Source organism: Kitasatospora sp. NPDC005856, assembly GCF_040629945.1.
Lineage (GTDB): Bacteria > Actinomycetota > Actinomycetes > Streptomycetales > Streptomycetaceae > Kitasatospora.
The window spans coordinates 78,057-103,253 of record NZ_JBEXWT010000014.1; the positions used below are offsets into that span (position 1 = coordinate 78,057).

At 71.2% G+C, this 25,197-nt stretch carries 38 protein-coding genes; 2 read left to right on the forward strand and 36 right to left on the reverse strand.

Annotation, left to right across the window (positions count from 1 at the left end; translation table 11 throughout):
* Window position 1: 1 nt before the first annotated feature.
* Entirely contained in the window at window positions 2-181 is a 180-nt protein-coding gene (locus ABZ449_RS11645; protein WP_360344021.1) for a hypothetical protein, read from the forward strand.
* Here ABZ449_RS11645 and ABZ449_RS11650 read toward each other — a convergent pair.
* From ABZ449_RS11650 to ABZ449_RS11825, 36 genes are all read right to left on the reverse strand, one after another.
* Window positions 178-915, reverse strand: a complete 738-nt coding sequence (locus ABZ449_RS11650; RefSeq protein WP_360344024.1) for a hypothetical protein — start codon at window positions 913-915, stop codon at window positions 178-180. The two genes, ABZ449_RS11645 and ABZ449_RS11650, sit on opposite strands and share 4 nt — an antisense overlap.
* A complete protein-coding gene (locus tag ABZ449_RS11655; RefSeq protein ID WP_360344027.1) occupies window positions 908-2,020 on the reverse strand; it encodes a hypothetical protein in 1,113 nt (370 codons plus the stop codon). Before ABZ449_RS11655 ends, ABZ449_RS11650 begins: the two co-directional genes overlap by 8 nt.
* Window positions 2,020-3,189: a hypothetical protein gene (locus ABZ449_RS11660; RefSeq protein WP_360344030.1), complete on the reverse strand. Its 1,170-nt coding sequence runs from the start codon at window positions 3,187-3,189 to the stop codon at window positions 2,020-2,022. Before ABZ449_RS11660 ends, ABZ449_RS11655 begins: the two co-directional genes overlap by 1 nt.
* Window positions 3,190-3,207: 18 nt before the next feature.
* Complete coding sequence (locus ABZ449_RS11665) at window positions 3,208-4,107, reverse strand: hypothetical protein (RefSeq protein WP_360344033.1); 900 nt, start codon at window positions 4,105-4,107, stop codon at window positions 3,208-3,210.
* Window positions 4,108-4,113: 6 nt separating this feature from the next.
* A complete protein-coding gene (locus ABZ449_RS11670) occupies window positions 4,114-6,810 on the reverse strand; it encodes a hypothetical protein (protein ID WP_360344036.1) in 2,697 nt (898 codons plus the stop codon).
* 29 nt (window positions 6,811-6,839) lie between these two features.
* A complete protein-coding gene (locus ABZ449_RS11675) occupies window positions 6,840-7,181 on the reverse strand; it encodes a hypothetical protein (RefSeq protein ID WP_360344039.1) in 342 nt (113 codons plus the stop codon).
* A gap of 47 nt (window positions 7,182-7,228) precedes the next feature.
* Complete coding sequence (locus ABZ449_RS11680; protein WP_360344042.1) at window positions 7,229-7,582, reverse strand: hypothetical protein; 354 nt, start codon at window positions 7,580-7,582, stop codon at window positions 7,229-7,231.
* A gap of 89 nt (window positions 7,583-7,671) precedes the next feature.
* Window positions 7,672-8,451 (reverse strand): hypothetical protein, encoded by a 780-nt coding sequence (locus ABZ449_RS11685; RefSeq protein WP_360344045.1) that lies wholly within the window; start codon window positions 8,449-8,451, stop codon window positions 7,672-7,674.
* Between the two features lie 18 nt (window positions 8,452-8,469).
* Complete coding sequence (locus tag ABZ449_RS11690) at window positions 8,470-8,892, reverse strand: hypothetical protein (RefSeq protein ID WP_360344048.1); 423 nt, start codon at window positions 8,890-8,892, stop codon at window positions 8,470-8,472.
* The gene (locus ABZ449_RS11695; protein WP_360344051.1) at window positions 8,889-9,179 is read right to left on the reverse strand and encodes a hypothetical protein; all 291 of its coding nucleotides are present in this window, start codon (window positions 9,177-9,179) and stop codon (window positions 8,889-8,891) included. Before ABZ449_RS11695 ends, ABZ449_RS11690 begins: the two co-directional genes overlap by 4 nt.
* Window positions 9,180-9,191: 12 nt before the next feature.
* Window positions 9,192-9,449: a hypothetical protein gene (locus ABZ449_RS11700; RefSeq protein WP_360344054.1), complete on the reverse strand. Its 258-nt coding sequence runs from the start codon at window positions 9,447-9,449 to the stop codon at window positions 9,192-9,194.
* An 86-nt stretch (window positions 9,450-9,535) separates the two neighbouring features.
* The gene (locus ABZ449_RS11705; protein ID WP_360344057.1) at window positions 9,536-10,087 is read right to left on the reverse strand and encodes a mobile element protein; all 552 of its coding nucleotides are present in this window, start codon (window positions 10,085-10,087) and stop codon (window positions 9,536-9,538) included.
* The gene (locus tag ABZ449_RS11710; RefSeq protein ID WP_360344060.1) at window positions 10,077-10,280 is read right to left on the reverse strand and encodes a hypothetical protein; all 204 of its coding nucleotides are present in this window, start codon (window positions 10,278-10,280) and stop codon (window positions 10,077-10,079) included. Before ABZ449_RS11710 ends, ABZ449_RS11705 begins: the two co-directional genes overlap by 11 nt.
* 104 nt (window positions 10,281-10,384) lie before the next feature.
* A complete protein-coding gene (locus tag ABZ449_RS11715) occupies window positions 10,385-10,597 on the reverse strand; it encodes a hypothetical protein (protein ID WP_360344063.1) in 213 nt (70 codons plus the stop codon).
* 14 nt (window positions 10,598-10,611) lie between these two features.
* On the reverse strand, window positions 10,612-11,880 hold the full coding sequence (locus tag ABZ449_RS11720) for a phage major capsid protein (RefSeq protein ID WP_360344066.1): 1,269 nt from the start codon (window positions 11,878-11,880) through the stop codon (window positions 10,612-10,614).
* A gap of 10 nt (window positions 11,881-11,890) precedes the next feature.
* Window positions 11,891-12,781, reverse strand: a complete 891-nt coding sequence (locus ABZ449_RS11725) for an HK97 family phage prohead protease (RefSeq protein WP_360344069.1) — start codon at window positions 12,779-12,781, stop codon at window positions 11,891-11,893.
* A gap of 3 nt (window positions 12,782-12,784) precedes the next feature.
* Window positions 12,785-14,722 carry a phage portal protein gene (locus ABZ449_RS11730; protein ID WP_360344072.1) on the reverse strand — a complete coding sequence of 646 codons (1,938 nt, stop codon included), beginning with the start codon at window positions 14,720-14,722 and terminating at the stop codon, window positions 12,785-12,787.
* Window positions 14,722-14,901 carry a hypothetical protein gene (locus tag ABZ449_RS11735; RefSeq protein WP_360344075.1) on the reverse strand — a complete coding sequence of 60 codons (180 nt, stop codon included), beginning with the start codon at window positions 14,899-14,901 and terminating at the stop codon, window positions 14,722-14,724. The genes ABZ449_RS11730 and ABZ449_RS11735 overlap by 1 nt, the downstream gene beginning before the upstream one ends.
* Window positions 14,902-14,956: 55 nt before the next feature.
* Window positions 14,957-16,687 carry a terminase TerL endonuclease subunit gene (locus ABZ449_RS11740; RefSeq protein WP_360344078.1) on the reverse strand — a complete coding sequence of 577 codons (1,731 nt, stop codon included), beginning with the start codon at window positions 16,685-16,687 and terminating at the stop codon, window positions 14,957-14,959.
* Complete coding sequence (locus ABZ449_RS11745; protein WP_360344081.1) at window positions 16,653-17,111, reverse strand: phage terminase small subunit P27 family; 459 nt, start codon at window positions 17,109-17,111, stop codon at window positions 16,653-16,655. Before ABZ449_RS11745 ends, ABZ449_RS11740 begins: the two co-directional genes overlap by 35 nt.
* Before the next feature lie 128 nt (window positions 17,112-17,239).
* Window positions 17,240-17,635: an HNH endonuclease signature motif containing protein gene (locus ABZ449_RS11750; RefSeq protein WP_360344084.1), complete on the reverse strand. Its 396-nt coding sequence runs from the start codon at window positions 17,633-17,635 to the stop codon at window positions 17,240-17,242.
* Between the two features lie 4 nt (window positions 17,636-17,639).
* Window positions 17,640-17,816 carry a hypothetical protein gene (locus tag ABZ449_RS11755; RefSeq protein WP_360344087.1) on the reverse strand — a complete coding sequence of 59 codons (177 nt, stop codon included), beginning with the start codon at window positions 17,814-17,816 and terminating at the stop codon, window positions 17,640-17,642.
* Window positions 17,817-17,818: 2 nt separating this feature from the next.
* Entirely contained in the window at window positions 17,819-17,989 is a 171-nt protein-coding gene (locus ABZ449_RS11760; protein WP_360344090.1) for a hypothetical protein, read from the reverse strand.
* Window positions 17,986-18,273 carry a hypothetical protein gene (locus ABZ449_RS11765; protein ID WP_360344093.1) on the reverse strand — a complete coding sequence of 96 codons (288 nt, stop codon included), beginning with the start codon at window positions 18,271-18,273 and terminating at the stop codon, window positions 17,986-17,988. Before ABZ449_RS11765 ends, ABZ449_RS11760 begins: the two co-directional genes overlap by 4 nt.
* Before the next feature lie 17 nt (window positions 18,274-18,290).
* Window positions 18,291-18,563 (reverse strand): hypothetical protein, encoded by a 273-nt coding sequence (locus tag ABZ449_RS11770; protein WP_360344096.1) that lies wholly within the window; start codon window positions 18,561-18,563, stop codon window positions 18,291-18,293.
* A gap of 266 nt (window positions 18,564-18,829) precedes the next feature.
* Complete coding sequence (locus ABZ449_RS11775; RefSeq protein WP_360344099.1) at window positions 18,830-19,228, reverse strand: DUF6221 family protein; 399 nt, start codon at window positions 19,226-19,228, stop codon at window positions 18,830-18,832.
* Between the two features lie 184 nt (window positions 19,229-19,412).
* On the reverse strand, window positions 19,413-19,676 hold the full coding sequence (locus tag ABZ449_RS11780; protein ID WP_360344102.1) for a hypothetical protein: 264 nt from the start codon (window positions 19,674-19,676) through the stop codon (window positions 19,413-19,415).
* Between the two features lie 66 nt (window positions 19,677-19,742).
* Window positions 19,743-19,871 carry a hypothetical protein gene (locus tag ABZ449_RS11785; RefSeq protein WP_360344105.1) on the reverse strand — a complete coding sequence of 43 codons (129 nt, stop codon included), beginning with the start codon at window positions 19,869-19,871 and terminating at the stop codon, window positions 19,743-19,745.
* Window positions 19,872-19,957: 86 nt separating this feature from the next.
* On the reverse strand, window positions 19,958-20,125 hold the full coding sequence (locus tag ABZ449_RS11790) for a hypothetical protein (RefSeq protein ID WP_360344108.1): 168 nt from the start codon (window positions 20,123-20,125) through the stop codon (window positions 19,958-19,960).
* A gap of 38 nt (window positions 20,126-20,163) precedes the next feature.
* The gene (locus ABZ449_RS11795; protein ID WP_360344111.1) at window positions 20,164-20,325 is read right to left on the reverse strand and encodes a hypothetical protein; all 162 of its coding nucleotides are present in this window, start codon (window positions 20,323-20,325) and stop codon (window positions 20,164-20,166) included.
* Window positions 20,326-20,349: 24 nt separating this feature from the next.
* A complete protein-coding gene (locus tag ABZ449_RS11800) occupies window positions 20,350-21,345 on the reverse strand; it encodes a hypothetical protein (protein WP_360344114.1) in 996 nt (331 codons plus the stop codon).
* Window positions 21,346-21,350: 5 nt separating this feature from the next.
* A complete protein-coding gene (locus ABZ449_RS11805) occupies window positions 21,351-21,758 on the reverse strand; it encodes a hypothetical protein (protein ID WP_360344117.1) in 408 nt (135 codons plus the stop codon).
* A 20-nt stretch (window positions 21,759-21,778) separates the two neighbouring features.
* Complete coding sequence (locus ABZ449_RS11810; RefSeq protein ID WP_360344120.1) at window positions 21,779-22,801, reverse strand: hypothetical protein; 1,023 nt, start codon at window positions 22,799-22,801, stop codon at window positions 21,779-21,781.
* Window positions 22,801-22,959, reverse strand: a complete 159-nt coding sequence (locus tag ABZ449_RS11815) for a hypothetical protein (protein ID WP_360344123.1) — start codon at window positions 22,957-22,959, stop codon at window positions 22,801-22,803. Before ABZ449_RS11815 ends, ABZ449_RS11810 begins: the two co-directional genes overlap by 1 nt.
* Window positions 22,960-22,961: 2 nt before the next feature.
* The gene (locus ABZ449_RS11820; protein WP_360344126.1) at window positions 22,962-23,108 is read right to left on the reverse strand and encodes a hypothetical protein; all 147 of its coding nucleotides are present in this window, start codon (window positions 23,106-23,108) and stop codon (window positions 22,962-22,964) included.
* A gap of 6 nt (window positions 23,109-23,114) precedes the next feature.
* Window positions 23,115-24,173 carry a protein transporter Sec31 gene (locus ABZ449_RS11825; protein ID WP_360344129.1) on the reverse strand — a complete coding sequence of 353 codons (1,059 nt, stop codon included), beginning with the start codon at window positions 24,171-24,173 and terminating at the stop codon, window positions 23,115-23,117.
* 688 nt (window positions 24,174-24,861) lie between these two features.
* On the opposite strand from ABZ449_RS11825, the gene ABZ449_RS11830 reads away from it, so the two are divergent.
* Window positions 24,862-25,137, forward strand: coding sequence for a hypothetical protein (locus tag ABZ449_RS11830; protein ID WP_360344132.1), 276 nt, complete (start codon window positions 24,862-24,864; stop codon window positions 25,135-25,137).
* Window positions 25,138-25,197 lie beyond the last annotated feature (60 nt).

The window sequence follows — 25,197 nt, forward strand, 5'->3', positions numbered from 1 at the left end:
CGTGCAGGAGCCGAAGCAGATCGCCCCCGCAGACCCGGCCGACACCCAGCCAGCCACACAGCCCCCGGCACCCACCAGCAACCCGGGCAACCAGAACAACGGCGGGAGCGGCACGGTCGACAAGGGCCCCTACCCGACCCGGATCACACCCACCAGCGAGGCAACACCGCAGAAGCCCTAGTTGCCGACGCCGAACGTCGACAGCCCCTTGACGCCCACGTTCCCGGATCCGGCCGTTACCCGGGCCTGCAGCTCCAAGTACTGGATCCCGAGGTACGTGCCCGAGACTGGCCCCATCATGTACGAGACGACGTAGGCACCAGCGCCGAGACTGGACTTGGCGATCTCCTGGCCGGCGCCGTCGATGATGCGGATTTCTCCGGTCGTTGTCCCATCCGAGCAGCGGGCGATGTAGTGGGCCTGCACCTGCGGGTGCTGCTTGTGCCAGGGCAGGGTCATGCAGGTAGTCCAGGAGCTGGACGTCGTAGTCCACTGAGGGACCTCGGTCGCGCCATACCAGCCAGAGGCCCCGATGTACGGAACAGCCAGACCGCCCGAGACAACGTCCTCAGCGAAGAGAGTGCCGCCACGGGCGTCCGACATCACGATCGCCTGAGGGTCGCTCTGGGTCGTCGTGGTCCTGGTCAGGTAGATCGCCTTGCTCCCGTCCTGGCGGGAGATCTTGACGCCGCGCTGCTCGGCGCCGTTGGGCTGCGTCGGGGTGATCTTGCCCACGTAGATCAGTGAGGCGCCTGTGGTGTCGTCCACGCGGAGCGTGCCGCCCTGCCCGACGACCACGTCCCCGGCGAGGATCTGGGTCATGGCCGGCCGCATCTGGGCACGGCCCGCGAGCTGACGCACCTCGTCCTTCAGGGCACGGAACTCCTCCAGGAAGTCTGCTGGCAGGTCAGGCACTTGGGGCCTCCAGGTAGAGCTCGGTGGACTCGGGCCGGCCGCGCTCTTCGGGTGAGACCTTGAGGCCGACGATCCTGTATCTCTCGGACATGCCGTCGTAAAACCAGTCGTCCCGGATCGAGATGCGTGCGTAGGCGCCGAGCTGAGGTTGGGCGGTGTCCCCGCTGGCGTAGGTGACGGCGGGCACGAGCACGGGTCGTCGGGCGGCAGCGAGGTCGGCGGCGGCGTGCTGGTCGACGACGTCCTGGGTGGTGACCGTGCTGTAGTCCGAGGTGCCGTCCAGCCTCGGCCAGCCGGCCGCGATGTCGTCAGGGCTGGTCAGCAGCGCGGACATGAGCGGCACGCTCGCGGCGGCCAAGTTGGTGTTGACCGTGGCACCTCGGGACTGCCAGGCGGTGGCGAACCGGGTGGCGTCCTCGGGCAGGCTGTACGTCCCGATGAGGCCGGGACTCTTCAGGATGACGTCGCCGCCGGCCACGATGATCCGCGGGTAGCCCAGCCGCAAGGTTCGGTGCCTGGCACCGGTGTCGTCCCGGAAGACGTGGACCAGCCACTCGAAGCCGCCCTGAACGCCCGCGAGTTGGTCGAGGAGCGTGCCGATCCACGGCAGGTCGTACCTGCTGTACACCCGGTCCCGGGTGACGCCGCTGGTCTGACTCCAGTCGATCTCGATTCCGAGGTCCCCGCCGGGGGCGGCCTGGGCGTAGGCGACGAGCTGACGGGCGATGTCGAGTTGGTCGATGGCGGCCGCGGTGAAGGTGTCGGTCAGCAGGCGGTGCGCGCGCAGGACGGACTCCAGGCCGGCGGCCTGGATGTTGACCGTCCAGTACCCGCGCCCGTCGCGGCCGGGGGTCCTGGTCCACAGGATGCCGCCCCACACGATCTCGGAGGCGAACGCGGTGCTGCGCGACAGGTAGATCATCGTGCGGCCGGGCACCAGCGCGGCTCGAACTCGACGGGCCGTGTCGGGGTCCGGGATGTGCACCGTCCCGGACAGGGACCCGGTCTTGCCGATGTACAGGTCGTAGCTGACGCCCGTGATCTCCAGCCGGTCCAGCAGCCGGTCGGTGCGCAGATCGCAGACGAGCACGTCGTAGGTGGCCATCAGGACGCGGCCTTGTAGGTCGCGTAGAAGTGGACGCGCGTCGTCGTGGCGGCCCCGGTCGGCGACGTGTTGGAGACGCCACCCGTGGAGTCACCGGAGGCGGCGGTCTTGATGAGGAATCCCATCGCGGTGCCGCCGGGCGGGATCTGGACGATCCCGAGCCACTCCTGGGTGTTGGCGATGACGTAGTTGCAGGTGCCGCCCACGTGGAGGATGCCGTCGTTGGCCGCGGGCACGGGCAACGAGATGTTCCACAAGCCGGTGCCGCCGTTGGAGCCGACGCCAAGGGCCAAGGTGCCCTCGACGTCGATCTTGCGTCCGACGCGGCACCAGTGCGCGATCAGTGACCCGTTGGGCCCGAGTGTCGGGGCGGTGACGCTGGCAGTCCACAGCGCGACGTAGGGCTGCCACTCGCCGTCCGCCTTGGACCAGGCGGTCCCGGACCAGCGCTCCAGGCCAACGGCCCCGTCGCGCCACTGCCCGGTGTAGCTACCGGCGGCGAGGCTGCCCGGGGCGATGCCGCGGATCGCCGAGGACCACGGCACCCAGGAGGTACCGTCCCAGCGCTCCAGGGCGCCGGTAGCTGGGTTGTCGCGGTACTGGCCGCCGTAGGCGCCGGGACCGCTGTCGGCCCCGGGGTGGATCCCGCCGAGCGACACGCTGAAGATCCGGCGGTCCGTCAGCAGTCCGAGGCCGATCCAGTTCGGTGGGGAGCCGGCTGAGGCACCTGCGGGTACCTGGATGTCCCACAACCGCATGTAGGCGGTGCCGGAGGCCGGCGCGGTCGGCGGGGCGCCGGAGCCCGGGGTGCCCTGCTGGTAGACCACTGCGGCGAGCGTCTGGCCGCTGGTGTCGTACAACTTGTCGTAGGCGACGATCCAGATCGTGTCGTAGCGGGTCTGGCCAGCGCCGGGGGCGATGGTGATGGTCTCCGGGGCGGTGACGACCAGGCCGTACGCACCCTGCCCGGTGGTTCCCTGGACGACGACGCGGCCGATGCCGACGGTGGCGGTCATGCCGGTGACGGTCAGGGTGAGCGGGTTTCCGCCGGGGACGACGCCGGAGCGGGTGGTCGTCGCGCCGGTGGGCGTCCAAGTGCCCACCGGCGCGAGCCTGGTGTCCTCTCTCGTCTGGCCCGGGTTGAGGTGCCATACGGAGCGCACGGTCATGGGTCGGTGCCTCCTCGGCTACCAGTAGGCGGAGCGCCAGCGCACGGTGGCGGACGCGGCGGGGTCGGTGCTGCCGGGTGCGGCGCGGAAGTTGAGGGTGGTTGTCGCCTTGGGCGGCAGCAGGAAAGCCCCCTCCGGCGCGCTGCGGAGGGTGGCGGTGCCGAGGCGGTCCTGGCCGGCGAGGGTCACGGTGCCGACCCAGGTGTCCACCACCAGGACGTCGGTCCCGGCGAGGGTGATGTCGTATTCCAGGCGTAGGTCGCCGGCCGTGATGGACGGTTTGGTCACCGGGCCGCGGATCTCGATGATTGGGTGCACCTCGGCGTTGCCGATGTTGGTGACGGTGATATCGCCGGTGCTGCCCGGGGTGCCCCAGACCACGCCGGTCTCCGTCGGGGTGCCCCAGGACAGACCGGTCTCCGCAGGGTCGCCCCAGGGCAGGCCGCTCTCGGGTGCGGGAAGCGCACTGGATCCGCTCTGCTCGGTGACGGCGTACCGGCGCGGGTCCGTCGCCTCCAACAGGAGCGCGACCGCGGGCACGCCGGCGGTGAAGTCGCCGTCGTCGGGGACCACCCGGTCGGTGACCCGGGCGCTGACGAGCAGCTGGCGGCCAGCGAGTTGGATGACGAGGGGCTCCTCGTCCTGCCGGATCGCGGTCGCGTCCTCCAGCGCCTGGAGGACGGCCGGGAACGTCGCGTCCGGGCCGGTGATGCGCAGGTCGATGCCGATCGTCCGGGCCTGCGCGAGCAGGCGCCCGGGGCGGGCGCCGTGCTGCTGGGCCCGAGGGCTGGTCCCGGAGTCGACGGCTGGCCGGGACGACCACCCCGTGACCCGGGTGACGGTGTAGGGGGTGCCGTCGCCGAGCAGCAGGCCGGCCCACTGGATCTGCTGGTCCCCGGTGATGAGCTCACCCGGCACGAGGCATCACCCCCTCGCCTTGGCCAGCAGCGCGAGTTGCATCGCGGTCTGCCGCGCGCCCCCGCTGTCGCTCTCGTAGTACTGCTCGATGTTCAGCACCGGGGTAGCGGCGGCCTGCTCGGCCCAACTCCCGCCCGCAGGGCCCATGGGTGCCTGGGCCTGGTAGGACCAGGCCGGGACGGAAACGTCGGGCGGCTGTACCAGGCTCGCCATGGTGCGCTCCAGCGATGGACGGCCGTCCTCGACACCCGCCTCGATGCCGGCGGGGATCCACCGGCCTACGTCGCGGCGCATCAGTTTCGAGGGGGAGGCGATGCCGAGCGCGCTCTTGATCGGCCCGGGGATCGCCGCCGAGACGAACGAGATCAACTGGCTTTTGAGCCAGCTGCCCATGTTGCTGATGCCGTTCCACAGGCCCCTGATGACGTCTCCACCGGCTGAGACGAGTAGGCCGCCGAGGTCCCCGATCGCGCTCTTGATCGCCCCGGGGACACCCTTGATCCAGTTGATGGTGTTGTTCCATCCGCTGACCGCGCCGTCGTAGATCGTGGACCAGATGCGGGACAGGACGGCTCCCAGGTCCCAGCCCGTGAAGAAGTCACGGATCGAGCGGGCCACGCCGAGGACGAGGTTCGACAGCCAGTTCCAGGCGCTGACGGTGGCGTTGCGGACTGTGTCCCAGTTGGCGATCACTGCGACGACCAGGGCAACGACGGCGGCGATGACCCAGCCGAGCGGCCCCATGGCGAGGACCCAGGCGGCGGCCATGCGCGCGGCGTTGAGCAGAGACTGGGCGCCCATCAGCACCCAGCCGGCCACGATCTCGGCAGCGGCGGCGGCCTGGAGGGCCATGCCCCAGACGATCCGCGCGCCGATGGTGATCCAGGCGGCGGCTTGCTGGGCGCCGCTCGTGATGGCCGCAGCCCCGGAGGCGATCCAGGCTCCGACCTGCTGGGCACCGGATGCGACGGCGGAGGCGCCGGCCGCGATCCAGCCGCCAACGGTCTGGTACGACGCGACGATGGACAGGGCCCCGTTGGTGACGGCGGCGGATCCCGAGGTCACCCAGGCGGCCAGTTGTTGCGCGGCCGAGACGGTAGCGGCGATGCCGGCCTGCGCGTAGCCGACGGCGGTCGTGATCAGGACGGGCAGCAGCAGGGTGGTGATGACCCCGGCCACCACCGCAACGGCGGTCCTGTTGTCGGAGAGCCACCGGGCGGTGTCGGCGAGCGCGGGAACGACGGTGCCGGCGAGGACGCCGGCGGCCGTGGCGGCGGCAGGGACGAGATGTTCGCCGAGCCACTTTGCTACGTCCATGATGGGCGGGACGACGTCGTCCTTGATGAACCGGCCGAGCTTGGTCGCCGCGGGCGCCAGGTCCTCGCGCAGTACCTGGCCGGCCTTGGCCGCCACCGGTCCGAACCGGTCGGCCAGTTCACTGCCGACCTTGGAGAGAACCGGCAGGACCGTGTTGGCGGCCTCGCGGCCGAAGGCCGTGACGGCCGGTACCGCGGTGCCGGTGATCCAGGCGGCGGCCGCGGTGAACGCAGGACCGAGCTTGTCGGCCACGGTGGAGCCGAGGCGCTCCAGGACCGGCAGGACCTGGCCGCCGGCGAAGTTGACCAGGCCCTGTTCCAGGCTCCTCTTGAACGCTTCGACCTTGGTGGCGGCGTTGTCGCGCAGGGCGTTGCCCGCGGCGTCCGCGGCGCCCGCGACCTCACCGAGGCTGCTGGCCGCGGTCTTGACGTCGAGAGAGAAGAGAGCGGCGCCGAGGTCCTCGCCGGGCCCGCCGAAGAGGTTCTGGATGGCCTGGGCCCGCTCGACGCTCGGGGGCATGGCGCGCAGGGCGTCGAGGACGGTGCCGAGGGCCGCGCTGGCGCGCGGGCCGCCCGCGGCGACGTCGTCGGTGAGCCGCTTGGCGTTGAGGCCAGCGTCCTTGAACGCCTGGTCGATGGCGGCACCGCCGCCGGTGACCTTGAGCGAGAATTCCTTGAGGGCGTCGGCGACGTTGTCGGTGGAGCGGGCGCCGCCTTCGAGGCCCTGCCGCAGCAGGCCCATGGCGGTGGAGCCGTCAAGTCCGATGGTCTTGAAGACCGGCGAGTACTCGCCGAACGTCTCGAGGACGTCCGCACCACGGGCGTCCGTACCGCGCAGGCCTGCAGCTACCAGGTCGAGGCCCTGCTGGGCGTCCTTCGCCATGCCGTTGCGGATCAGCTGGCCCACAGCGGTCGCGGTCTCGCCGAGGTCGACGTCGAAGGTGGAGCTCAGGTCTAGGACCTTGGTGGAGATCTGCTTGATCTGCGCTTCGGTGGCGCCCGGCGGAAGCAGGCCCGCGGAGGCTACGGACCGGATGGCCTCGGTGCCCTGCTCGAAGGACTCGGCCATGGTGCCGGCAAACAGCTGGCCGGCGACCTTGCCGTACTTGGCGGCCTCCGGGCCGGTGGCACCGAGTTGGGCCTGCAACTTGCCGGCGATCTGCTCCTGCTCCATGGCGCCGCCTATGCCCTTGGCGAGCAAGGCGCCGACGCCAGCGGCGCCGGCCGCAAGGACGACCGCGGAGCCCTTCAGGACGCGCTTGGCGAAGCCGTCACCGGCCTCGTCACCAGCCTCAGCGACCGGGCCGGAGATCTGGTCGCGGATCGCGGAGCCGATGCCGCGCACGGAGGGGACGATCTGAAGGCTGGCGTAGCCGACGGTAGGCACCGAAGATCACCCCCTCCGGTGGTCCTGCGTCAGGTGAGGTGTCCGGCCTCGACTGCGGCACGGTGCGCGGCGGCGCGCTTGCGGGCGGCGGCCAGGGCCGCGGCGCGCTCGGCCGGATCCCGGCGGGCGCTCGCGGTGCCGGGGCGCGGATACAGCTTGGGCCTGGTGGCGTGGCGGTCGCCGCCGCGCTGCCAGTTCGCGGACGCCAGGACGTCCCAGATGTCCGCGAGCAGGTACTCGGCCTGCGACCAGGCGGGGCGGCCGGTGCCGGACAGGGCCGCGTGCAGGCGCGAGGTGGGGGGCAGGCCGCGCACCAGCGCGACCAGCTCCATCCAGGTCAGGCGGCCGGTGCCGAGGTCGGCCAGGCGCACGCCGTACTCGGCGCGCAGGTCAGCCGTGATGGCCTCCCCGTGCTCACTCAGGAGTCGGTGGAGGCCGGCGATTCCCCCTCGGCCGCCCCGCAGTGCCGCTGGTAGGCCTTGAACAGCGGCAGCATCCGGTAGCCGGGCATGGGCCGCTTCTGGAACTCCTCCCACTGCTGGCCGAGGGCTTCGCGGAACACGGCGCGCATCGCCATGTTGTCGCCCTGCTCGGCGGCGGCGAGCAGGGGCCAGATGTTCAGGCTGTCCATGTGGGCGAACGTCCAGCGGGTGCCGTCGGCGTCTCGGACGACGAAGGGCCGCAGTTCGGCACCGGCCTTCACGGCGCCGAGGTCGAAGTCGAAGGGGCGCCCGTCGTCGCTGTGGCGGCGGGGGCGGCGGGTGTTGGACATGCGCGGTGGTCCTCTCCGGGGTGCGCGGTGGTCAGGGTGGTGGCCGGGGCGGGCGGACCGCGCGCTCGCCCGCCCCGGGGCGCGGAGGGTCAGGACACAGTGACTGCGCAGGAGGCGGTCAGGCCCTGGTAGGTGGCGGTGATCGTGGCCGCGCCGGCCGCCACGCCGCTGACGTAGCCGTAGGCGACGGTGGCCTTCGCCGCGGCGGAGGTGGTCCAGGACAGGTACGGGTCCGCGGTCACAGTGCGGGTGCTCGCGTCGGCAAGGGTCGCGGTGGCGATCAGCGGGGCGACCGCCCCGACGGCGAGAGCCTTCGTGGCGGGGGCGACGGCGAGGGCGACGACGGCCTGACTGTCCTGGCGGTCGAACAGCACCCGGTTGGCGTCCGGGTAGATGACGGCGGCCAGCGTGGTCTTGGAGAGGTCGGACTCGTTCTCGTCGATGTCGCCGTCGGGCGCGACGATCGCGTAGTTGCGAGTGATCCGCCGCACCCACAGGCCGGTTCCTGCATCGCGCTTCTCGAAGCCGAGCTTCACCGGGCCGGGCCGGGGCACGACGATCTGGGAGGCCGTCGACCCGGGCCAGATCAGGGACCTGGTGGTCGGGTTGTCCTCCAGGACGCTGAACTTCTTCGTCAACTTGAAGTTCTTGCGCGACGACCGCACGAGGATGCCGCCCCAGGCGTAGTAGTCGGCCGTGTCCTCGTCACGGCTCTCGGGCATGCCGTCGTCGCCGTCGAGCAGGCCGGCCATGGTCCAGCCCGCGCCCCAGGGGGTGTTCGCGTCGGCCGGGTTGGGGGTGGTGAGGCTGTCGGCGACCCAGACGTCGGCGTCCGTCCACAGGTGCGCGTTGGTGGTGTTGCCGGACATGCCGGTCCTCCAGGGTGATCAGTTCAGGGGAATGGGCGCGATGTTGGCCGTGAGGGTGAGCGTGGCCAGCGGGACGCGCGAGTCCGGGTCGATGCCGGGTACGGGCCCGGTGCCCGGGCGGGTGGAGCGGATGACCGGGCCGGCGGCGGTGTGCAGCAGCGCGGCGCACAGCTGCGCGAGGTCGTGGGCCTGGTCCTCATCCGTGTGCCAGACGCTCACCCGCAGCAGCGCGACGGAGTTGAGCCGGGACGGTGCCGGGGTAGCGCCGTCGAGCGCGACCAAGACGAGCGGCAGCCGCGGATCCTCCGGGCTTCGGGCGTCCGGCACGCGAGTGCCAACCGTGGCGCCGGCCGCGTAAGGCTCGGTCCGGATGGTGAGTGCGGCTCGCAGGATCCCGCAGGCCGCAGCCGCCGCGTCCGGGAACAGGACGGCGGCTTTCACTGGCCGCCCCGCTCCTTGACGTCCGCTCCGACGCCGGCCGCGGCCCGGGTGAGGGCACCGTCACGGGCCTGCCACGCCATCGCACGGCGGTCGGCGATGGTGACGCGGGCGGCCTGTCGGTCCGTGGTGTACGGATGCACCTCGACCGTCTCCGGGGCCGGTACGGCACCCTTCACGCGCTCGGCGATCCGGCCGGCGGCCTCGTCCACCATCGCGCGGACCTCGGGACTCTCCAGCACCTCACGCACGCCGGCGGAGTCCAACTGGAACTCGACTTTCTGAGGCAAGAGGTCACCTCCTCAGCCGGTCGAGCGGTTCATCTGCCACTCGACGTGGTGCACGGCGCCGGTGATCGGATCGGGCCAGCGGCCGACCTCGCCCTGCACCTCGCAGGTGAGGCCGTCGTACTCGATTCGGTCTCCGGATCGGACGTCCGGGGCGGTGCCGGGTGCGGACAGGACGCGCCAGCCGGTCAGGACGGCGGTCCGCTCCGTTGTGGCGGTCTCGTTCTGATAGACGGGCTGGACGGACAGCTGGCCGACCGAGAGCCGGTTCACGGCTGTTGGGGACCAGTCGGGGACGGTGTTGCCACTGCGATCGGTCCGCGTGCCAGCCCGGACACGGACGACGCTCTGGTCCCAGATCACGCCTCGTCACCCCGCCGTAGCCGGTGGGCTTCCACGGCCGCCGACCACTGCGAGGTGACACCGACTGCAGCTTGGGCGCCGAACGTCACGCTCTCGCTGCCGGCGGTGTAGGCCTGGATACCGGGCTGGACGCGGTACAGGGTGCGGGCCTGGTCGATGACCGCTTCCTGGATGTCCTCGGGCACGATCGCGTCCCCGTGGTCCCAGACGACAGTGACTGACCGCAGCAGGTCGGGCCAGGTGCAGCCGCCGAGGCGGCGCAGGTAGCCGTCGGCCGACCACCGGTAGTCGGTTCCGTCCGTGAGGAGCGCGCCGTTCACGGTGACGCTGGTGACGGCGGTGACCGGGGCGGCGGGCAGCAACAGACTGGTGCGACCGTTGCCGTCGAGGACGGTGACGTCCCCGATGACGCGGGTCACCGGGTGGCGGACCGCGCCGCGAAAGCGCCGGCTCGCCGCGGTGAGCGCCGCGATGAGCTTGGGATCGTCGGCCGGGACGCCGAGCCAGACGGCGAGTTCGGCGGGGTCGGCCAGCAGGTCAGCCGCCACCGCCGCCGTCCTTGGTCTTCGCCGTCCGGGCCTTGTCCGCCGCCGCGGGCCGGGCCTTGGCCGGCGGCTCGACGGCCGCCGGGACCGGGTCGATGGGCTCGCCGTCGAAGCGCTCGGCGTCGGCCTCGTTCAGCCTCATCACCGTCTCGGTGCCGTGCATGACGACGCGGTAGCGGCGCAGTGGTCCGCTCATGGCGGCCTCCTCGATGTTGCGGTCGGCGGGGACGGAGGTGGAGGGCGGGCCGCAGGCGGTGTGCCCGGTGCCGCACAGCGGGCATCGCCCTCCACCCGGCCCGGTCACGGGGCGAGCAGGCCGGCGGCACGGAGCTTGGCCAGCAGGTCGTTGTGCGCGGTCCGCAGGTTGCCGAGGTCGGTGACGACCTTGTCGAACTCGGCCTTGGTCGGGTTAGCGCCGGCGGCTGCGGTGGTGGTGATGGCGGCCGCGTCGGCCGACGCGGCCGCCTGCTTGGCCGCCCGCACCGCCGCGGCGCCCGGGTTCAGGTACGCCATGGTCGTGTCTCCGATCAGGGGGTGAGGTCGATCTCGACGAAGGCGTTGGGCTGGATGACGCCGAAGGCGGCGCGCATCTCGGCGAGGATCGCGACCATGTTCCGGACGAAGAAGTCCGAGTGGGAGTCGGTCATGGTGATGCTGGCCTGCTCGCGGTCCCACAGGATCGCCTTGCGAAAGTCGCCGACGTAGCCGGTGCCCGCGGGAACGGCCTCGGTCTCAATGACCGGCAGGCCCCACAGGACGGACGCGGAGCCGACCCCGCCCGGGCCGCCGAAGTAGTACCTTCCCTCGTTGTCCTGGAGGAGGTCGACGGTCTCCAGGTCGGCCGGGTTGATCAGGTAGGCGTTGGCCACGGACCGGCCGATGGTGCGGACCTTGGTCTTGGCCTTGCGCAGCGTGGTCAGCGCGTTGGTGTCCCAGGCCTGCGCCTGGACGCCGGAGACGTTCCCGAGGCCCTCGAAGTTCTCGCCGGTGTTGTCACCCTGGATCATCTGGTCTTCGAGCTCTTCCTCAAGGTTGTACCTCAGGAAGTTGTCGATCAGGGTGAGGATCTGGCCGGCGTCCGACAGCGCCCGCTTGGTGGTGGGCAGCCAGTTGGCGATGGTCTTGACCGTGGTGGTCACCTTCGCGGCGGCCAGCGCGGACTCCGGCTTGGTGCCCGAGGATCCGCTGGTTGCGGTGGCCTCGGCGACCGGCGCGGCGGCGTTGGTGACCGAGGTCAGCCGCACGTACTCGACGGTGTCGGAGGTCGTGGTGCCCGGCGTGACCACGTCGCGCAGGGTCAGCGGGCGCTGGAAGGCGTCCAGGCCGACCTGCTGCCCGATGTTGTCGTTGACGACCCAGGCGCCGGCGCTGGTGTCGGAGGCTCCGGTCACGAGGGTCTTGAACCCGACCGGCATGCTCTGCACGCGCTGCTTCTGCCCGAACTGGCCGTTCGGGGCGGTGGCCAGCAGGGCCGCGTACTCCGCGGACTCCACGAAGTGCTGGCCGATGCTTTTGCGGCCGTCGGGGACGATCAGGCCAGCGGCGGTGCGCTTCTCGGTCTTGGCGTTGAGGCCGATGCCGTCGCCAAGGTCGGTGATGGCCTGCCGGACCGCGCCGTCCGCCTTCGCCTGCTCCAGGCGGGCCTTGACCTCGTTGGCCTTGGCCATCGCCGCGACGATCGCGTCGCGCTCGGTGTCGGTGAAGTCGCGGTTGTCCTCGTCGGCCTTCGCCGAGATCGCGCGGGCCTCGGCCAGGTGGTGCTTGAGCTCGTCCGTGAGCTCCTTGATCTTGTCCATGCGGGGTTCCTCAGTCCGTGAGCGTGGAGACCTCAAGCGCGAGTGCGTCGAGGCCGATGCGCAGGCGGAGCGAGGCGGCATCGTCCTTGGCGGCCCCCGGCTGGGGGTCTTCGCGGAGGTCCGACGTGGTCTGCTCGGTGCTGCTGGTGATGGTGGTGAGGCCGTACTTGGCGGCCATCAGGTCGGCGAACCGGTCGAACAGCTCGTCCGTGTCCAGGGTCTTGGCGGGCGCCGTGGCGGCGGCGGCCGACCCGGTGGGCTCGGTGTTCTTCTCGGGCTCGGCGGCGGCGATGACCTCGCCGAGCGCCTGGTGGGCTTCCTTGAGGCGGTCCACGTGCTTGGACGCCAGGACCCGGCCCTCCTTGGCGCCGGCGGCCAGCGCCGTGGCCTTCGCCGCGAGGAGTTCGGTCTCCTGGTTGGCGCCGACCAGGCACGGGCCGACCTCGTAGAGCTTCAGCTCGCGCAGCTCGTAGTAGCCGTACCAGCCGCCCTGGGCGTCGGTGCCCTCCACCCATGCGCCCTGGACAACGTCGTACGCAAAGCTGAACTGAGTGACCCGGCGGCCCTTCAAGAGGCGGTAGACCTGCGCGGCCTTGGGGTTGGTGTCGACGTCCTCGATCTGGCCCGTGACGAGCAGGCCGTCCGCGGTCTCCTCGGCGTTCAGGACGATGCCGACATGGGAAAACGGGTCGCCCCAGTCATGGCTCCAGATCACCGGGATCGGGTCGCCCTTGGCGGACCAGTTGGCGAGGGTCTTGGTGAACGCGCCCGGCTGGACGACGTCCCCGACGCTGTCCTCGCTGCCGAACACTGAGACGAGTGCGGTGAACTGACCCTCGGCGAGGCCGTCGGCGGTGCCAGCGGCCTTGACCCGGGCGCGGCACTCCTTGGTGCGTGGCACCGCCTACCCCTTCCTGTCGTAGGTGAGCCTGCAGTTGCAGTTCGCGGTCTCTTCTTCGCGGCCGTGGGCGTCGCCGGGCCACCGGCAGCCGTTGCCGAACACGTCGTCCAGCAGCACCCGGTCGCCGTCCAGAGCCCGGTGCGACACTCGGGGACTGGAACCGCCCGTGTGCCAGACCTTGTACTCCAGGCCGGAGGCCTGCGCCGCGTCGTGGCCGCCGAAGGAGCGGGCCTCGGTCGCGGCCGTGACGGCCCGGCGACCCGCCACGGCAGTGGCCCAGGATGCGGCTGCAGCCGTGATCGCCTGGCGCCAGTCGGTCTCGGCGACCGCGGCCTGCAGCAGGGCGGTGCCTGCGGCGATGTGCTGGGCGGCGTGGCTGTCGGCGGCGGCCAGCAGCCACGGCAGCATGACGTCCGCGGACCAGCCCTCGGCGCCGTCGTTGTGCTCGGCGAGGACCTCCCAGGCGCCGACCTGCGCAAGCCGGAACACCCGGTCCGAGAACAGGGCCTGTACCTGTGCGGCGTTCGGACCAGCGGACGCCTCCCACGCCGCGAGCAGATCAGGCAAAACGACGTCCTTCACGCCAGCTTGCCGCAGGACCGCGTCCATCTGCCGCTCGGACAGCGCCTGGAGCTTCGAGGCGAGCGTGTCCCGCTCAGCGTCGAACCCGGCGATCCCCTTTGGTGGACCGGACTTCCGGGCCGCTGGAGTGCGGGTCTTGGGGGCGCTGTCGCGCGGGGAGGCGAGGCCGCCCGCGGTGACGTTCAGCGGGGTGATGAGCTCGTCGCCGCCAGGTAGGGACGGCAGGTTGAAGCGGGCGCGCTGTTCGTTGCGGGTCATCCACGGGCCGCCGGTTGCAGTGGACGCCGCCGCGGCCTGCTCCTCGAACGAGCCGCGCATCTTCGCTTCGAGGTTGAACTCGACGTAGACGCCGGATGCTGGCCCGTCGAGGTCAGGCAGCAGCTGCAGCATGATCTCCTGCGTGATCATCTCCAGCCACGGACCGAGAGTGTCCTGGTAGAGCTGCTGGTGCTGCTCTTTGATGTTGCTGAAGGTGGCGTGGTCGAGGATCCCGACCATCGGCAGCGGGATGTGGTACGCCGCAGCCACTTCTTCGCGGGTCAGCTTGCGGGACTCGACGTAGGAGGCAGTACGGGGGTCGAGGTCAATCGCCTCGTACTCCATGCCGTCCTCGAGGAGCGGCGTACCGCCCTCACTGCCGCCGCCCTGGCGGAACGACCTCCAGGACTCCTTGAACCGGGCCCGCGCGTCGGGCGCCCAGGTCGGGGCTCCGGCCGGACGCTTCAAGATCCCGGACAGGCGTCCGCCGTTGCGCCACATCTGCTCCCGCGAGCGCGTCGCCTCGAACTCCTCGGCGAGCATCGTCCGCAGGGCCTCAACCGGCGAACTCCCGATGCGCAGGTCGTCCGGGTTGTAGCCGTGGAAAACGACCAGCTCGTCCGGCTCGAAACGCTTCGTGCCGCGGACCCCGGACAGCTCGTAGTACTCCGGCTCCAGGATGTTGTTGCCCTTGGGTCGGACCCGGGCCGCCGGCAGCGGCGCGAGGGCCAGCTGGCCAGCGTCGGTCGTCACCTTTACCCAGTAGGCGATGTCGTACAGGCCGATGTCGGCTACCAGGCGCTCCACCAGCCGGTACGGGGTGATCGTCGGCGACGGGCGCCCCATGAGCGCCGCCATCTGGCTGTCCGCCGGCCCGAGCCGGACCCGGTCAGTGTCCGACACCCGCCGGAACACATGGATGCCGAGCTGGGCGATGTTGCGGGCCAGGAAGCTGATGACCGTCCGCAGCTGGGGCTGGGTTCGGTACATCGTCGCGTAGTCCCGGTACACGCCGTCCGCGAGTCGAACCTGTACCGGCATGGTCGACACCGGCAGCGGCGACACTAGGTCCAGCGAGCCGGCGGAGACGACGAACGCCATCAGCCACCCCCCGCCACGATTTGGATGAACTCGACCCGGGCCCGCTCGACGACGACCTCGCCGTCCATGGCGACCGCGGGCGCGCCGGCCTGCAACAGCTCGGCGTCCCGCAGCACCAACAGCGGGCCCCGCTTGGCCCACAGCACCCCTGCGAACGCCTTGTCCGAGAGGTTCACCACCACCCGACGCCGAAGCGCCGTACGCCGCCACCAGAACACCGGACCGGCCCCCTTCTCACATGACGTCGAGTTCGCCGTCCTCGTAGGCGGAGCGCACGGGCTCCGGCCGGGTCATGGCCTCCGACAGTGCGGTGACCAGCGCCGAAACGGCGTCGATCTTTTCGGAGCTGCGGGCCTTGTCCGGCTTGACGTTGCCCGCCGGGTCCATCGAGGCGGCGAGGTTGTCGACCATCCACTCCACGGCCGGGTTCCCGCCGTGCCGCACCATCGGCGCCTGTGGCGTGCCCTTGAGCAGCAGCCGTTGCAGTTCCTTCAGCGGCGGCGACAGCGTTACGAAGCCCTGCCGCACCTTCACCAGCGGCGCGTTGCGTTTCTGGAGATCGTTGGTCAGCGGGACGGCCGACCATGGGTCGTAGCCCAGTGAGCGGACGTCGAAGGTGTCGAGGTCCCGCTCGATCGCGGCCTGGATCCAGTCGTAGTCCGCGACGTTGCCCGGGGTGGCCTGCAGCAGGCCCTGACGTACCCACACCGACGCGGCGCCAGCCGTACGCCGGTCCAGCGCCTCGACGTTGGCCTCCGGTGTCCACAGCCGCCATAGCGCGTCGTAGCCGCCGCGCTCGTCGTCCGGGAACAGCCAGCACAGCGCCAGCAGGTCGCTGGTGGCCGCGAGGTCGAGGCCGCCGTACGCCTCCCGGCCGGCCAGCAGTTGCTCGTCGACCATCCCGGCGTTCGCCCGCCAGGACTCCATCGTCAGGTACTTGGTTTCCTGCTTGGTCCGCAGCCCCAGGTGCAGGCGCTGGAACTTCGCGAGGTCGGCGGGGCTGTTGGCTGCCTCGTTGCTCTTGGCCTGCAGGTAGGAGCGGGTCGGGCTGATCCCGTAGCCGGGGTTGGCCCGCCGCCATGTCGCCTCGATGTGTGGGTCGTCAGTCTTCTCCGCGGCCCACACCACGCCGTAGAACGTCGGGTCGGTCAACACCCGGCGCGAGAGCTGCTCGCAGTACTCGCGCTTACGGGCGTAGACCGTGTGCGGCTTCCCGGCGTCGGCCGTCGTGATCATCGCGATCAGTGGTTGCCGCCGAGAACCGGTGCCGGTCTCGATCGTCTCGACCAGGTCCGGCGTCTTGTGGACGTGCAGCTCGTCGACAATCCCACCGTGCAAGTTCGCGCCGTGCTGGGCATCCGCAACCGAGGAGACGACCTCGAAGTAGCTCCCCGTCCTGGTATGGATGATCTTCTTCTTCAGGGCCTGGACATGGCCCTTGAGCCGGGGCGCCTTCTCGGCCAGCTGCTTGACCGGCTGGAAGACGAACCCGGCCTGACGTTCGCTGGTCGCCGCCGCGACGACCTGGGCGCCGGGCTCACCGTCGCCACAGGTCAGGTAGATCGCGATGCCGCCACACAAGGTGCTCTTGCCGTTTTTGCGCGGCACGTCCACGTACAGGGTGCGGACGATCCGCACGTAGGCGTCGGCATCCTCGTCCCAGCGAACCCAGCCGAACACCGGCGCGAGAATGTAGGCGACCTGCCACGGGTCCGGCCGCAGCGGCTGGCCGGCCCACTGCCCTTGGGTGTGCCGCAGCAGTCCGAAGGCCTTGAGGACCCGGTCCACTCGGTCCGGATCGAAGACCGCCCCCGGTGCCTCGCCCGGGTTCGGGGTCTGGATCAGCGGCGGGCAGTCCGGCAGCGGAATGCCCCGGCTGATCAGGTACCACGCGACCTCGGGCGACAGCTTGAGCCGCTCCAGCTCCGGGTCAGGCGAAGGGGTTGTCCTCGTCCGCCTTGCCACCGTCGGCCCCCCTCGCCAGGGCCTGCTCGGTCGATGGAGTCAGCCCGAAATGCGCGGCGAACGACCGCAGTTCCCGGGCCGCTGCCCGTGCGATGCCGACCGCGGGGTGTGCAAGAGTGCCCTGCTTTGCCTCGATGGTCAGGCCCTCCGAGTGCTGAACCCGGATCGCCTCCACGAACGTCGCCCAGGTCTCGCAGTACGCGGCCAAGACCGCCCGGTCCTCCGGCTTGAGCAGGTCGAGCCGGGTCAGCCCCGGAACGACGCGGCGCCACTCAGCCGCAGCCTCGGCGCTCAGCCAGGTGGGTGGGTTGGGGGCGATCCGCTTGAACGCCGGCCCGGTATTGACCTCCCGGCCGCCCGAGTCTCGGCCCTCCGAGGAGCCCTTGAGCAGCTTGAGGGCAGCTGGCTGAGCGATGCGACCCATGGCAGACCCCCTATACCGGATTCTGAGTGGGCGTCTTCTGAGTTAACCGCGGCGGGCCCCTGAGCTGGGAGGTTAGGGATTTGGACTCCCCTACCCCCTGGAGGGGCTGGCACGGTCGGTGACCGTTGTCACGTGGTGTGACGTCTGCGTTGGAGTCGTCGCTGGTTGCCTCGGGCTGCTTCGGCTTTGCTCTTGGCCTGGTGGCAGGGCGGGCAGATGAGGCCGAGGTTGTCGAGGTCCTCGGTGGCTCCGCCTTCGGCGACGGGGGTGATGTGGTCGAGCTCGAAGCCGGGCTGGTCGGGGTCGTCCGTGGGCTCGGTGCCGCAGCGGTAGCAGCATCCGTTGTCGCGCCGGTCGACGCGGGCTTTGAGTGCACGCCACCTGCCGGAGCTGATGCGGTAGCGGCGGGCCTTGTTGGTGCGGCCGGCCCATGGCGGTGGCTGGTGTTCGTCGCATCGGCCGCGGTTCGTCGCGAGCTCCCGGCAGGCCGGATCGCCGCAGCGGGAGGGCGGGGCAGTAGGCATCGCTCTACCCCCGTGGGGTGGCCGCGCTGCGGACGACGGCAGCGGCGCTGACCAGGAACTCGGCAAGCAACTCGCGGACATCGGTGCCGTCATCGTCCAGGTCGGCCTCGATGGTGCCGAGGTGGAACTCCGGCTCATCGCCGACGCGCAGGTGGACGGGGATCTCCATGGTGGCGGCCATGGCTACTCCTCCGTCCCGATGGTGCTGAGGTAGATGGGGTTGGCAGTAGCCCTGGGGAGAGCCGCAATGGCGATCGCCTCGGCCTCGTCCTCGGCAGTCCAGGTGTGCTCTTCGGCGATCATGTAGCCGCCGTTCGGCAGGCGGTAGTACTGCACCGTGTTGCGGGCGCTCACGAGCGTGGGGGCCAGGTCCAGGTGCCCTGCTCCGCGCCCTCGGCGCGGCTGGTGACCCAGAGGGTGAGCTCCCCGTCGAGCAGCACGTGCAGGTTGCAGAGCGGGGCGTCGGGGTTGTTGTTCCAGATGCGAACGATCACGGCGGGGAACACGGCGCCGGCCTGGGACGAGTTGGCCAGAGGGCTTCGGCCGTCGGGCAGTGGGCGGTTCTGCTGAGCGGTGATCCGCTGCTGGTCCTGTTCGCTGAGGCGGTAGTGGACGATGCGTCCGATGGTTGGCTGCATGCGGTGCCTCCAGGGTGTTAGGCGGCTTGTCCGACGCGCCAGCCGGGGCGGCGTCCGCCGCGGGCGGGCCGGTTGGCGCCGTTCTGCCAGGTAGCTAGCTCGGCCTTGGCGACGGTGGGTAGGTGGTAGAGGTGGGGGCCACCGGGGATGGGCAGGGCCTCGATGAGGCCGAGCATCGTCCACTTCTTCACCGCCGACTCGCTGATGTCGAACGCCTCGGCGGTGCCTGCGCGGGTGGCGAGGTCGTCCGGTCGGATCTGGTGGAGCGGCGGGTTGGGGTAGCGGACCACGGCACCTCCCCGGGCAGCACGAAGGCCCCGCAGCGTGGGCTGTCGGGGCCTTCGGGGCGTTTCTGGGCAGGGGCTACCTGCTGCAACGCAGGTTACGACGGGCGGCGATCAAGCGCAAGCGCGTCAGCCGCAGGGCGAGCCGTCCTTGCCAGGTGGCGCTGAGTTGGCGTTCCAGGTCCGCACGGATCCGGCCGAGGTGAAGCTCAGCCCCGACGTACCGAAGGTCGGCCGTGCTTGGGTATTCAGCGTCCACGGGTTCCTCCAGGTCAGGTGCCGGGCGCCCACGCGGGCCGGTAGTTGGGGTGGGTGGCGTACGACAGGACCAGCAGGCGGAGTGTGGAGCAGGGGTGCTCGGTGGCGCACTGCCTGCACTGGCGACCCGACGGCCAATCGGGCTCCCGCCGCCACTGGTGCTCGGCCATGATGCGCCGCTTGGCGTCGACCTCGGCGAGTACCCGGGCCGGGTCGTGGCGGACGATGTGCTCGGCGATCCCAGCCCAGTTTCCGGTAGCGCACTCCTCGGAGTGGCGGCCGTCGACGGCGACGATGACGCCCGTCGTCTCGATCTGCTGCCGGGTGAGCGGCTGCCCTGCGGTGCCGAGTCTGGCGGCCTGCTCGTCCTCGTCGAGGCGAGCGGTGAGGAACTGCAGCAGGTCGTCGGTCATCGTGCCGCCTCGTTCTCGCCAAGTTGCACCCGTACCAGTCGGCTGGCGCTGCTGGAGTCAGTGGCCGCCGAGGAGGTAGGCGCCTTCTGCTGGCACCAGCACCGGTCGAGGTAATGAGCTGACGGTGAGTGGATCCCCAGGAGGCGCCCGATCCAGGAGGCGCGCCACGGCGGGCGGGTGCGGTTCATGCGTGGTCCTCGGCGTCGATGCGGCGGGCGCGGCGGATGTCGGGGTTGGTGTCCACGATCCGGCGGGCGGCCTGCTTGATGTCCTGAGGCAGTGCGTCGAAGGCGGCCGTGTAGTCGGGGGTGTCGACTCGGTGGCGGATGTCGTCGGGCATGGCGGCGTACACGTGGGGTGCCATGGCGGCGGCAAGGTCGCGCATGGTGATGGCGGCTAGCAGCAGGGCTGCTGCGGCGTCGACGCTGGCCTCGCGGTCGGTGCTCATGTCTCATCCTCTCGTGCGGCCGCCCGCCCCGGGTAGTGCTGGGGCGGGCGGGTCTGCTGGTGTGGGTCAGCTTTCGGGCTGGGGCTGGGGCTGGGGTTCGGGTTGGGGCCAGATGGTGCTCTCGCCGCCTCCGCGCGACAGGATGGTCGGCTCGGGCTGGTCAGGCTGCTGGTCGGTGCCGTTGGCGTAGGTCATGATGTGGGTCTCCCTGCTCTGTTGGGTGGTGGAGGGCCCGGGGCGGCCGGCTTGCTGGCAGGCGGTGCGGCCGCCCCGGGGCGTGGTCAGGCGGTCGGCTGGAGCCGGGCGAGGCGGTCGATCTCGCGGCGGATCGTGCAGATCTGGTCGTAGATCCGGCCGCGCTCGTCGGCGTCGGAGGCGTGCTCCACGAGTCGGTGCTGGAGCTCGGTGAGTCGGGCCTCGGCGGCGGCGAGTTGCTGGTCGATGGTCATGGCGTTGTCCTCTCGGGTCAGCTGGCGCTGGGGTGGGGTCAGGTCTGGGGGAGGCCGTGGCGGCGCTCCCACTCGCGGGTGCAGCTGGCGACGAGGTCGCGGGTCACGGGGTCGGGGTCGTTCTGGTGCTGCTCGATCGCGGCGGCCAGCTCGGCGTCGGTGAACTCCGGGGTGGTCTTGTTGGGCCAGCGGTCGGTCATGGCGGTGCCTTTCGTGTCGGTAGGTCAGGCTGCGGGGACGGGGTTGATGATGATCGTCCGGGCGGGGTTGTCGGGGTCGGGGCGCATCACGAACCCCTCTCGACTGGTCCACTCGCGGGCGTTGTTGTGGTTGTTGTTGTTGCTCTGACCTGCAACAACAACGGACTCAGGGGCGGAGCCGGAGGGGGAGGGGAGCGGGGGCACGTCGTCGTGGTGGATGCCGGGCACGCTGACCCCGTCCACCTTGACCCCGGCCCGGTAGCGGATTCCGGCCTGGGTGAGGAGCACCTTCACGGCCTTTCCGGAGCGCTCCCAGAGGGGGCGCGCGGAGGCCAGATGGTCGACCACGGCGGAGAGGGCGACGTGGGTGCCGTCGGCCCCGAGGAGGGCCACCGCGTGGCGGGCTTCGGCGGGGGTCGGGAAGGTCGCCGTGGGGGTCTCGACGGGTGCGTCGGCGGGGGCCTGATCGGTGGCCGGGGAGGGCCGCTCCGCGACGTCCTCGGCGGTGCTCTGCTCGGCCTCCTCCTCGACGGCCTTCTTGCCAGGGACGGGGGCGTGGATGAGCGCGGCGATCCACCATCCGCCGATGGCGAGGCCGATGCCGGGCTCGATCCAGGGGCGGGCGAGGGACCAAACGAGGGGGCCGCCGACGATCAGCATCAGGGCGGCCGCGCCGGCGGCGTCGCCGAGCCTGCCGCGCGCGGCCTTGCGGGCGGCCTTGGCCTGCTCCAGCTCGACCTGGCGGGCCGCGACCTGCCCGGCTTCCCGGGCCTGGAGCATCGAGGCGCGCTTGGCCGGGTCGGCCTCCATGGTGAGCTTCTTCGTGAAGGCCTCTTGGGCGGCCTGGGCGGCCTGGGCGGCGAGCTCGTCCTGCTTGGCCTTGAGCGCGGCGGCCTCGGCGCGGCGCTCGCGCTGGGGGGCCGTCAGCTTGCGGACGAGGGCGGGCGTGCCGGTGGCCAGGCCGGTGAACGGCCACAGGAGGGTGGGGATCAGCTTCTCGGTGGGGAAGATCTTCTCCATGGCGGTCAGCCGATGAACGGGCTGATCAGTCCGCTGAAGATGCTCGCGGGAATGGCCCAGAATCCGCCGGCGCTCGCGTAGAGAGACGGGGCGACGGCGCCGCAGACGACGTCCTTCCAGGGCTTCGGCTTGAGCCCGAAAACCGCGATGGTCAGCAGGGCGGCGGTTGCGCCGGACTGCCAGTCCCCCAGTGCCGCGTTGCCCTCGAAGCTGGCGCCGAGCTTGTTGCCGATCCCGCTCAGCTGCTGGAACGCGGTGCCCGCGTTGGCGCTCAGCATGCCGATGCCGAACGCCCAGTAGGGGACGTGGTCGGGGTCCACCTTGATCTTGTTGTTGCCGCGGATGCCGACGAGGAGGTATGCGGAGGTGACGGTGGCGGCGCCGCCAGCGCCGAGGGCAATGAGGCTGCTCATGGTGGTGGCTCCTTGGCGGGTCAGTAGAGGTGGAGGGCGGGAAGGAGGGGGGCGAGGCCGGTGGCGACGGCCAGGCCGGAGGCGACGGGGATGCGCACGACGGTCAGCAGCGCGAGGCGTCCGGCGCCGCGGACCTCGGTCACACGCAGGCGGCCGCGGTCGCGCAGGTAGAGGTCGAAGGCGTGGCCGAAGGTGGCCAGGAGCGCGCCGACCCAGGGGCCGCCGGGGCTGATCACGGTCACCAGGCCGATGCTGTAGCCGCCGACGGCGCTGATCGCGGTCAGGACGCACCAGCGGCGGAAGCGCTTGTACCGGGTGGAGGCACTGAGCTGGGCGCGGGCGGCCCGGCGGCGCTGGCGGCGGGCCCGCTGCTTGGCCTCGCGCTCGTCGGCCAGGTGTTGCTGGCGGTGGCGCAGGTCGCGCTGGGCGGGGGTCTCCCCTGTGGCGGCGAGGCGAGCGTCCTCTCGGGCGCGGGCCCGCTGCTTCTCCACCTCCCGCTGGGTCGCCTGGCGGGCGGCCCGGTCCTCGGGGGTCTCGGAGAGCCGGTCGGCGAGCAGGTCGACCAGGCCGACGAGGTCGTCCCGCTGGCCCGGGGTCGTCGGGGTGAGGACGTCCTCGACGCGGTGCCGCTCGGCCTTCTCTTTCGGCGTCTCCCCGACCTTGCCGAGCGCCGAGTCCATCCGGGCGCGCTGCGCGGCGAGCATGGCCTCGTACTCGACCTGCTCGCGGGCGGCGCGTTGGGCCGGGGTCTCGGTCAGCAGCTGGCCGACCTGCTGTTTGACCTCGGAGGCGATCGCCGAGGCCTGCTCGGCCAGGATGGCGCGGGCCGGGGCCCAGAAGGTTTCGGCGGCGGCTGCCATGGAGGCGGCCTGGGTGGCCTGGCCGTGGTCGGTGCCGATCGGGACCGGGGTGTGGACGGTGTCGGCCGGCCCGGTCGGGGCCGGGATGTGCGGGCCGTCCTTCCGCCACCACTCGGCCACGGGCTCGGGCTCGGGCATACCGGCGGTGGGCGGCTGGTCCGGGGGCGGGGGAATCGCGGTCATCAGCGGTCCTTCCGGGGGCCGATGCCGCCGCGGCGGAGCCACGAGGTGGTGCCAGCGTCGATGCGGCGGATCTCAGCGTTGCGGCGGGCCCGCTCGCGCGGGGTGCGGCCGGTCTTGGTGGTGGTCTTGCTGCCGGTGAGCGTGGACCAGAGGCCCATGGTCAGCTCCAGATGAGGAGGGCGAGGGTGAGGGCGCTGAGTGCGCAGGCGCCGTACAGGCGCAGGGTGGCGCGTCGGTCGGTGCCGGCGGTGAGATAGAGGCCGGCGTAGGCCGCGGCGGCGGGGACCGCCCAGAGCAGCGCGGGCACGGGGTGCTACTCGGCGCCGACGACGATCTTGCGGATCTCGGTCGCCTCGCGGCGCGAGAGACCAAGCTGAAGCTGCAAGGTGCCGATGGTGACGGGCCGGGCGGAACGCCCTTTGCGGGCCTGCCGGTCCAGGCGTCGAGCGGCTGCAATCAGCTGAGACCTGGTCATGGTGGCGGGGTCCGGGGTGACCACCGAGGTGACCGTCTCGCGTACCGCCTGGCCGGCGGCCACGGTGGTCATCATGTGGTCGTCCTGGTGGTCACCGTGGTGGTCATCGAACAGCAGCGTGCTGGTCGGCGGGGTGACCAGGCCGGCCGCCGCGAGCTGGGCGGTGAGTTCGTCGTCGGTGGCGCCGGGCATGAGGCTGCGGGCGTACTCGGCGGCGCGGTCGGTATCGGTCAGCTCGGCTTCGGCGATGGGCAGCTCGTAGGCGGCGTGCATGTTGGCGGTGGCGCCTTCGACGCGGGCGAGCTCGCGCTGGATGGCGGCGGTGGCGAGGCGGGCGTGGGCGGCGGAGAACCGGGCCTCGACCCACTGCTGGGAGCGGTCGTCGAGGTTGACGCTGAAGTGCTTCATGGTCATGGTCCACATGCCCTTGGCGAGGGCGGAGACGAGTGCGCCGATGATGCCGATGACGGTGGCGCCCTTGCCGTCCTGGAGGATGCCGTGGGTGCAGACGGCAGCCATGGCGATGACCAGGGCAACGTGTCCGGCGATCATCGGCAGTTTGGCCTTGCGGCGGTCGTAGCGGGCGAGCCATTCCAGGGCCATGCAGCTGATCCACGCGAGGTCGAAGACTCCGGCCGCGGCGTAACCGATGACGGGTTCGACGGTGCGGGCGAGGAGGTCGCCGATGCTGGCGGTGGACCAGGCGATGCTGCCAGCGACGGTGAGGGCGGTGGCTCCGGTGACGGCGCCGCGGACGATGTGGTCCCAGTCGCGGGGCGGGATGGGGACGGCGGTGGAGTACTTCTCGGTGACCATCTCGGTGACGCCGTTGATGGTGTGCGGGACGATGCGTTCCTGCTGCACCTGCCGGGTGCGGCGGAAGGTCATGGTGGTCATGGTGGTGTGCTCCGGGGAAGGGAGGGTGGTCAGTGGTAGGCGTAGGCGCGGTACTCGGCGGCGTCGTCGGCGAGTTGCTGCTGGCACTCCTGGCACTCGGCCTCGGTGGCCGCGTTGTGCGGGCAGTCGGCGAGCATGTCGGCGACGATCAGGTCGAGGAGAGCGGCGGCCTGCGTGGTCTAGGCGGCCTCCGCGTAGAGGCGCTCGGCAGCGGTGCGGGTGGCCTTGTAGGACCAGAGGCCGGCGGTGAGCGCGGGGGCGTCGGGCGTGTAGACGTACACGGCGATCCAGCGGCTGGTGGTGCGGTGCTGGACCCAGGCGCGGGGCGCGTTGTGGCCGGTGGGCGTTGGCGACGTGCCGGCCGTACCAGGACTGCTGTCCGTCAGGAAGGTGGATGCCGAGGCGGTCGAGGTGGTCGCCGGTGCGGGTGATCTGGCCGCGGTCGAGGGCGGCCTGGAGACGGCCGTTGAGGGTGGCGTACTGGGCGGCCCGGCTGGTGTCACGGGCGGCACGGGTGTTGCGGGTGCGGATCTTGGCAGTGGTGCGCATCGGGTTCCTCCCCTTGGGGGTGGCGTTACTGCTTGCCTTCGCCCATACTTGCATCATGAAGTTGCAACGTCAAGATGCATCAAGAGGTGGCATGTATCGCCCCTATCAGCGCCGCAGAGCGGCGTGGCATCATCGGTGCATGACCAGCACTGATGACCAGCAGGCGGCACGCAGCAGGCTCGCCGAGCTCAGTGCTGCCTATGCGGATGCCGAAGCCAAATTCGAGGAAGCCCGGGAAGCGCTGAGCGCCGGCATCGTCGATGTGCTCATGTCTCGAACCCTCGGACCGTCAGAGGTGACCCGCCTCGTCCCCTTCGAGCGCCAGCACGTCGGACGCATTGCGAAGGCGGGCGGTGTCCCCCCGCTCCGCGAGCGCACCGTTGTGAGCGCGAAGGCCAAGCCCCCGCAGTCTTGACGTATCACCGCGCATCACGGCCCCGCCCGGGACATCCGGGCGGGGCCGCTTCATGCCTCT

Excerpts from the sequence above, each read along its gene's own strand:
- ABZ449_RS11655 (WP_360344027.1), bottom strand. The coding sequence starts at position 2,020 with ATGGCCACCTACGACGTGCTCGTCTGCGATCTGCGCACCGACCGGCTG.
- ABZ449_RS11660 (WP_360344030.1), bottom strand. The coding sequence starts at position 3,189 with ATGACCGTGCGCTCCGTATGGCACCTCAACCCGGGCCAGACGAGAGAG.
- ABZ449_RS11680 (WP_360344042.1), bottom strand. The coding sequence starts at position 7,582 with ATGTCCAACACCCGCCGCCCCCGCCGCCACAGCGACGACGGGCGCCCC.
- ABZ449_RS11685 (WP_360344045.1), bottom strand. The coding sequence starts at position 8,451 with ATGTCCGGCAACACCACCAACGCGCACCTGTGGACGGACGCCGACGTC.
- ABZ449_RS11710 (WP_360344060.1), bottom strand. The coding sequence starts at position 10,280 with ATGAGCGGACCACTGCGCCGCTACCGCGTCGTCATGCACGGCACCGAG.
- ABZ449_RS11715 (WP_360344063.1), bottom strand. The coding sequence starts at position 10,597 with ATGGCGTACCTGAACCCGGGCGCCGCGGCGGTGCGGGCGGCCAAGCAG.
- ABZ449_RS11720 (WP_360344066.1), bottom strand. The coding sequence starts at position 11,880 with ATGGACAAGATCAAGGAGCTCACGGACGAGCTCAAGCACCACCTGGCC.
- ABZ449_RS11730 (WP_360344072.1), bottom strand. The coding sequence starts at position 14,722 with ATGGCGTTCGTCGTCTCCGCCGGCTCGCTGGACCTAGTGTCGCCGCTG.
- ABZ449_RS11745 (WP_360344081.1), bottom strand. The coding sequence starts at position 17,111 with ATGGGTCGCATCGCTCAGCCAGCTGCCCTCAAGCTGCTCAAGGGCTCC.
- ABZ449_RS11750 (WP_360344084.1), bottom strand. The coding sequence starts at position 17,635 with ATGCCTACTGCCCCGCCCTCCCGCTGCGGCGATCCGGCCTGCCGGGAG.
- ABZ449_RS11755 (WP_360344087.1), bottom strand. The coding sequence starts at position 17,816 with ATGGCCGCCACCATGGAGATCCCCGTCCACCTGCGCGTCGGCGATGAG.
- ABZ449_RS11765 (WP_360344093.1), bottom strand. The coding sequence starts at position 18,273 with ATGCAGCCAACCATCGGACGCATCGTCCACTACCGCCTCAGCGAACAG.
- ABZ449_RS11775 (WP_360344099.1), bottom strand. The coding sequence starts at position 19,228 with ATGACCGACGACCTGCTGCAGTTCCTCACCGCTCGCCTCGACGAGGAC.
- ABZ449_RS11780 (WP_360344102.1), bottom strand. The coding sequence starts at position 19,676 with ATGAGCACCGACCGCGAGGCCAGCGTCGACGCCGCAGCAGCCCTGCTG.
- ABZ449_RS11785 (WP_360344105.1), bottom strand. The coding sequence starts at position 19,871 with ATGACCTACGCCAACGGCACCGACCAGCAGCCTGACCAGCCCGAGCCG.
- ABZ449_RS11790 (WP_360344108.1), bottom strand. The coding sequence starts at position 20,125 with ATGACCATCGACCAGCAACTCGCCGCCGCCGAGGCCCGACTCACCGAG.
- ABZ449_RS11795 (WP_360344111.1), bottom strand. The coding sequence starts at position 20,325 with ATGACCGACCGCTGGCCCAACAAGACCACCCCGGAGTTCACCGACGCC.
- ABZ449_RS11800 (WP_360344114.1), bottom strand. The coding sequence starts at position 21,345 with ATGGAGAAGATCTTCCCCACCGAGAAGCTGATCCCCACCCTCCTGTGG.
- ABZ449_RS11805 (WP_360344117.1), bottom strand. The coding sequence starts at position 21,758 with ATGAGCAGCCTCATTGCCCTCGGCGCTGGCGGCGCCGCCACCGTCACC.
- ABZ449_RS11810 (WP_360344120.1), bottom strand. The coding sequence starts at position 22,801 with ATGACCGCGATTCCCCCGCCCCCGGACCAGCCGCCCACCGCCGGTATG.
- ABZ449_RS11815 (WP_360344123.1), bottom strand. The coding sequence starts at position 22,959 with ATGGGCCTCTGGTCCACGCTCACCGGCAGCAAGACCACCACCAAGACC.
- ABZ449_RS11825 (WP_360344129.1), bottom strand. The coding sequence starts at position 24,173 with ATGACCACCATGACCTTCCGCCGCACCCGGCAGGTGCAGCAGGAACGC.
- ABZ449_RS11830 (WP_360344132.1), top strand. The coding sequence starts at position 24,862 with ATGACCAGCACTGATGACCAGCAGGCGGCACGCAGCAGGCTCGCCGAG.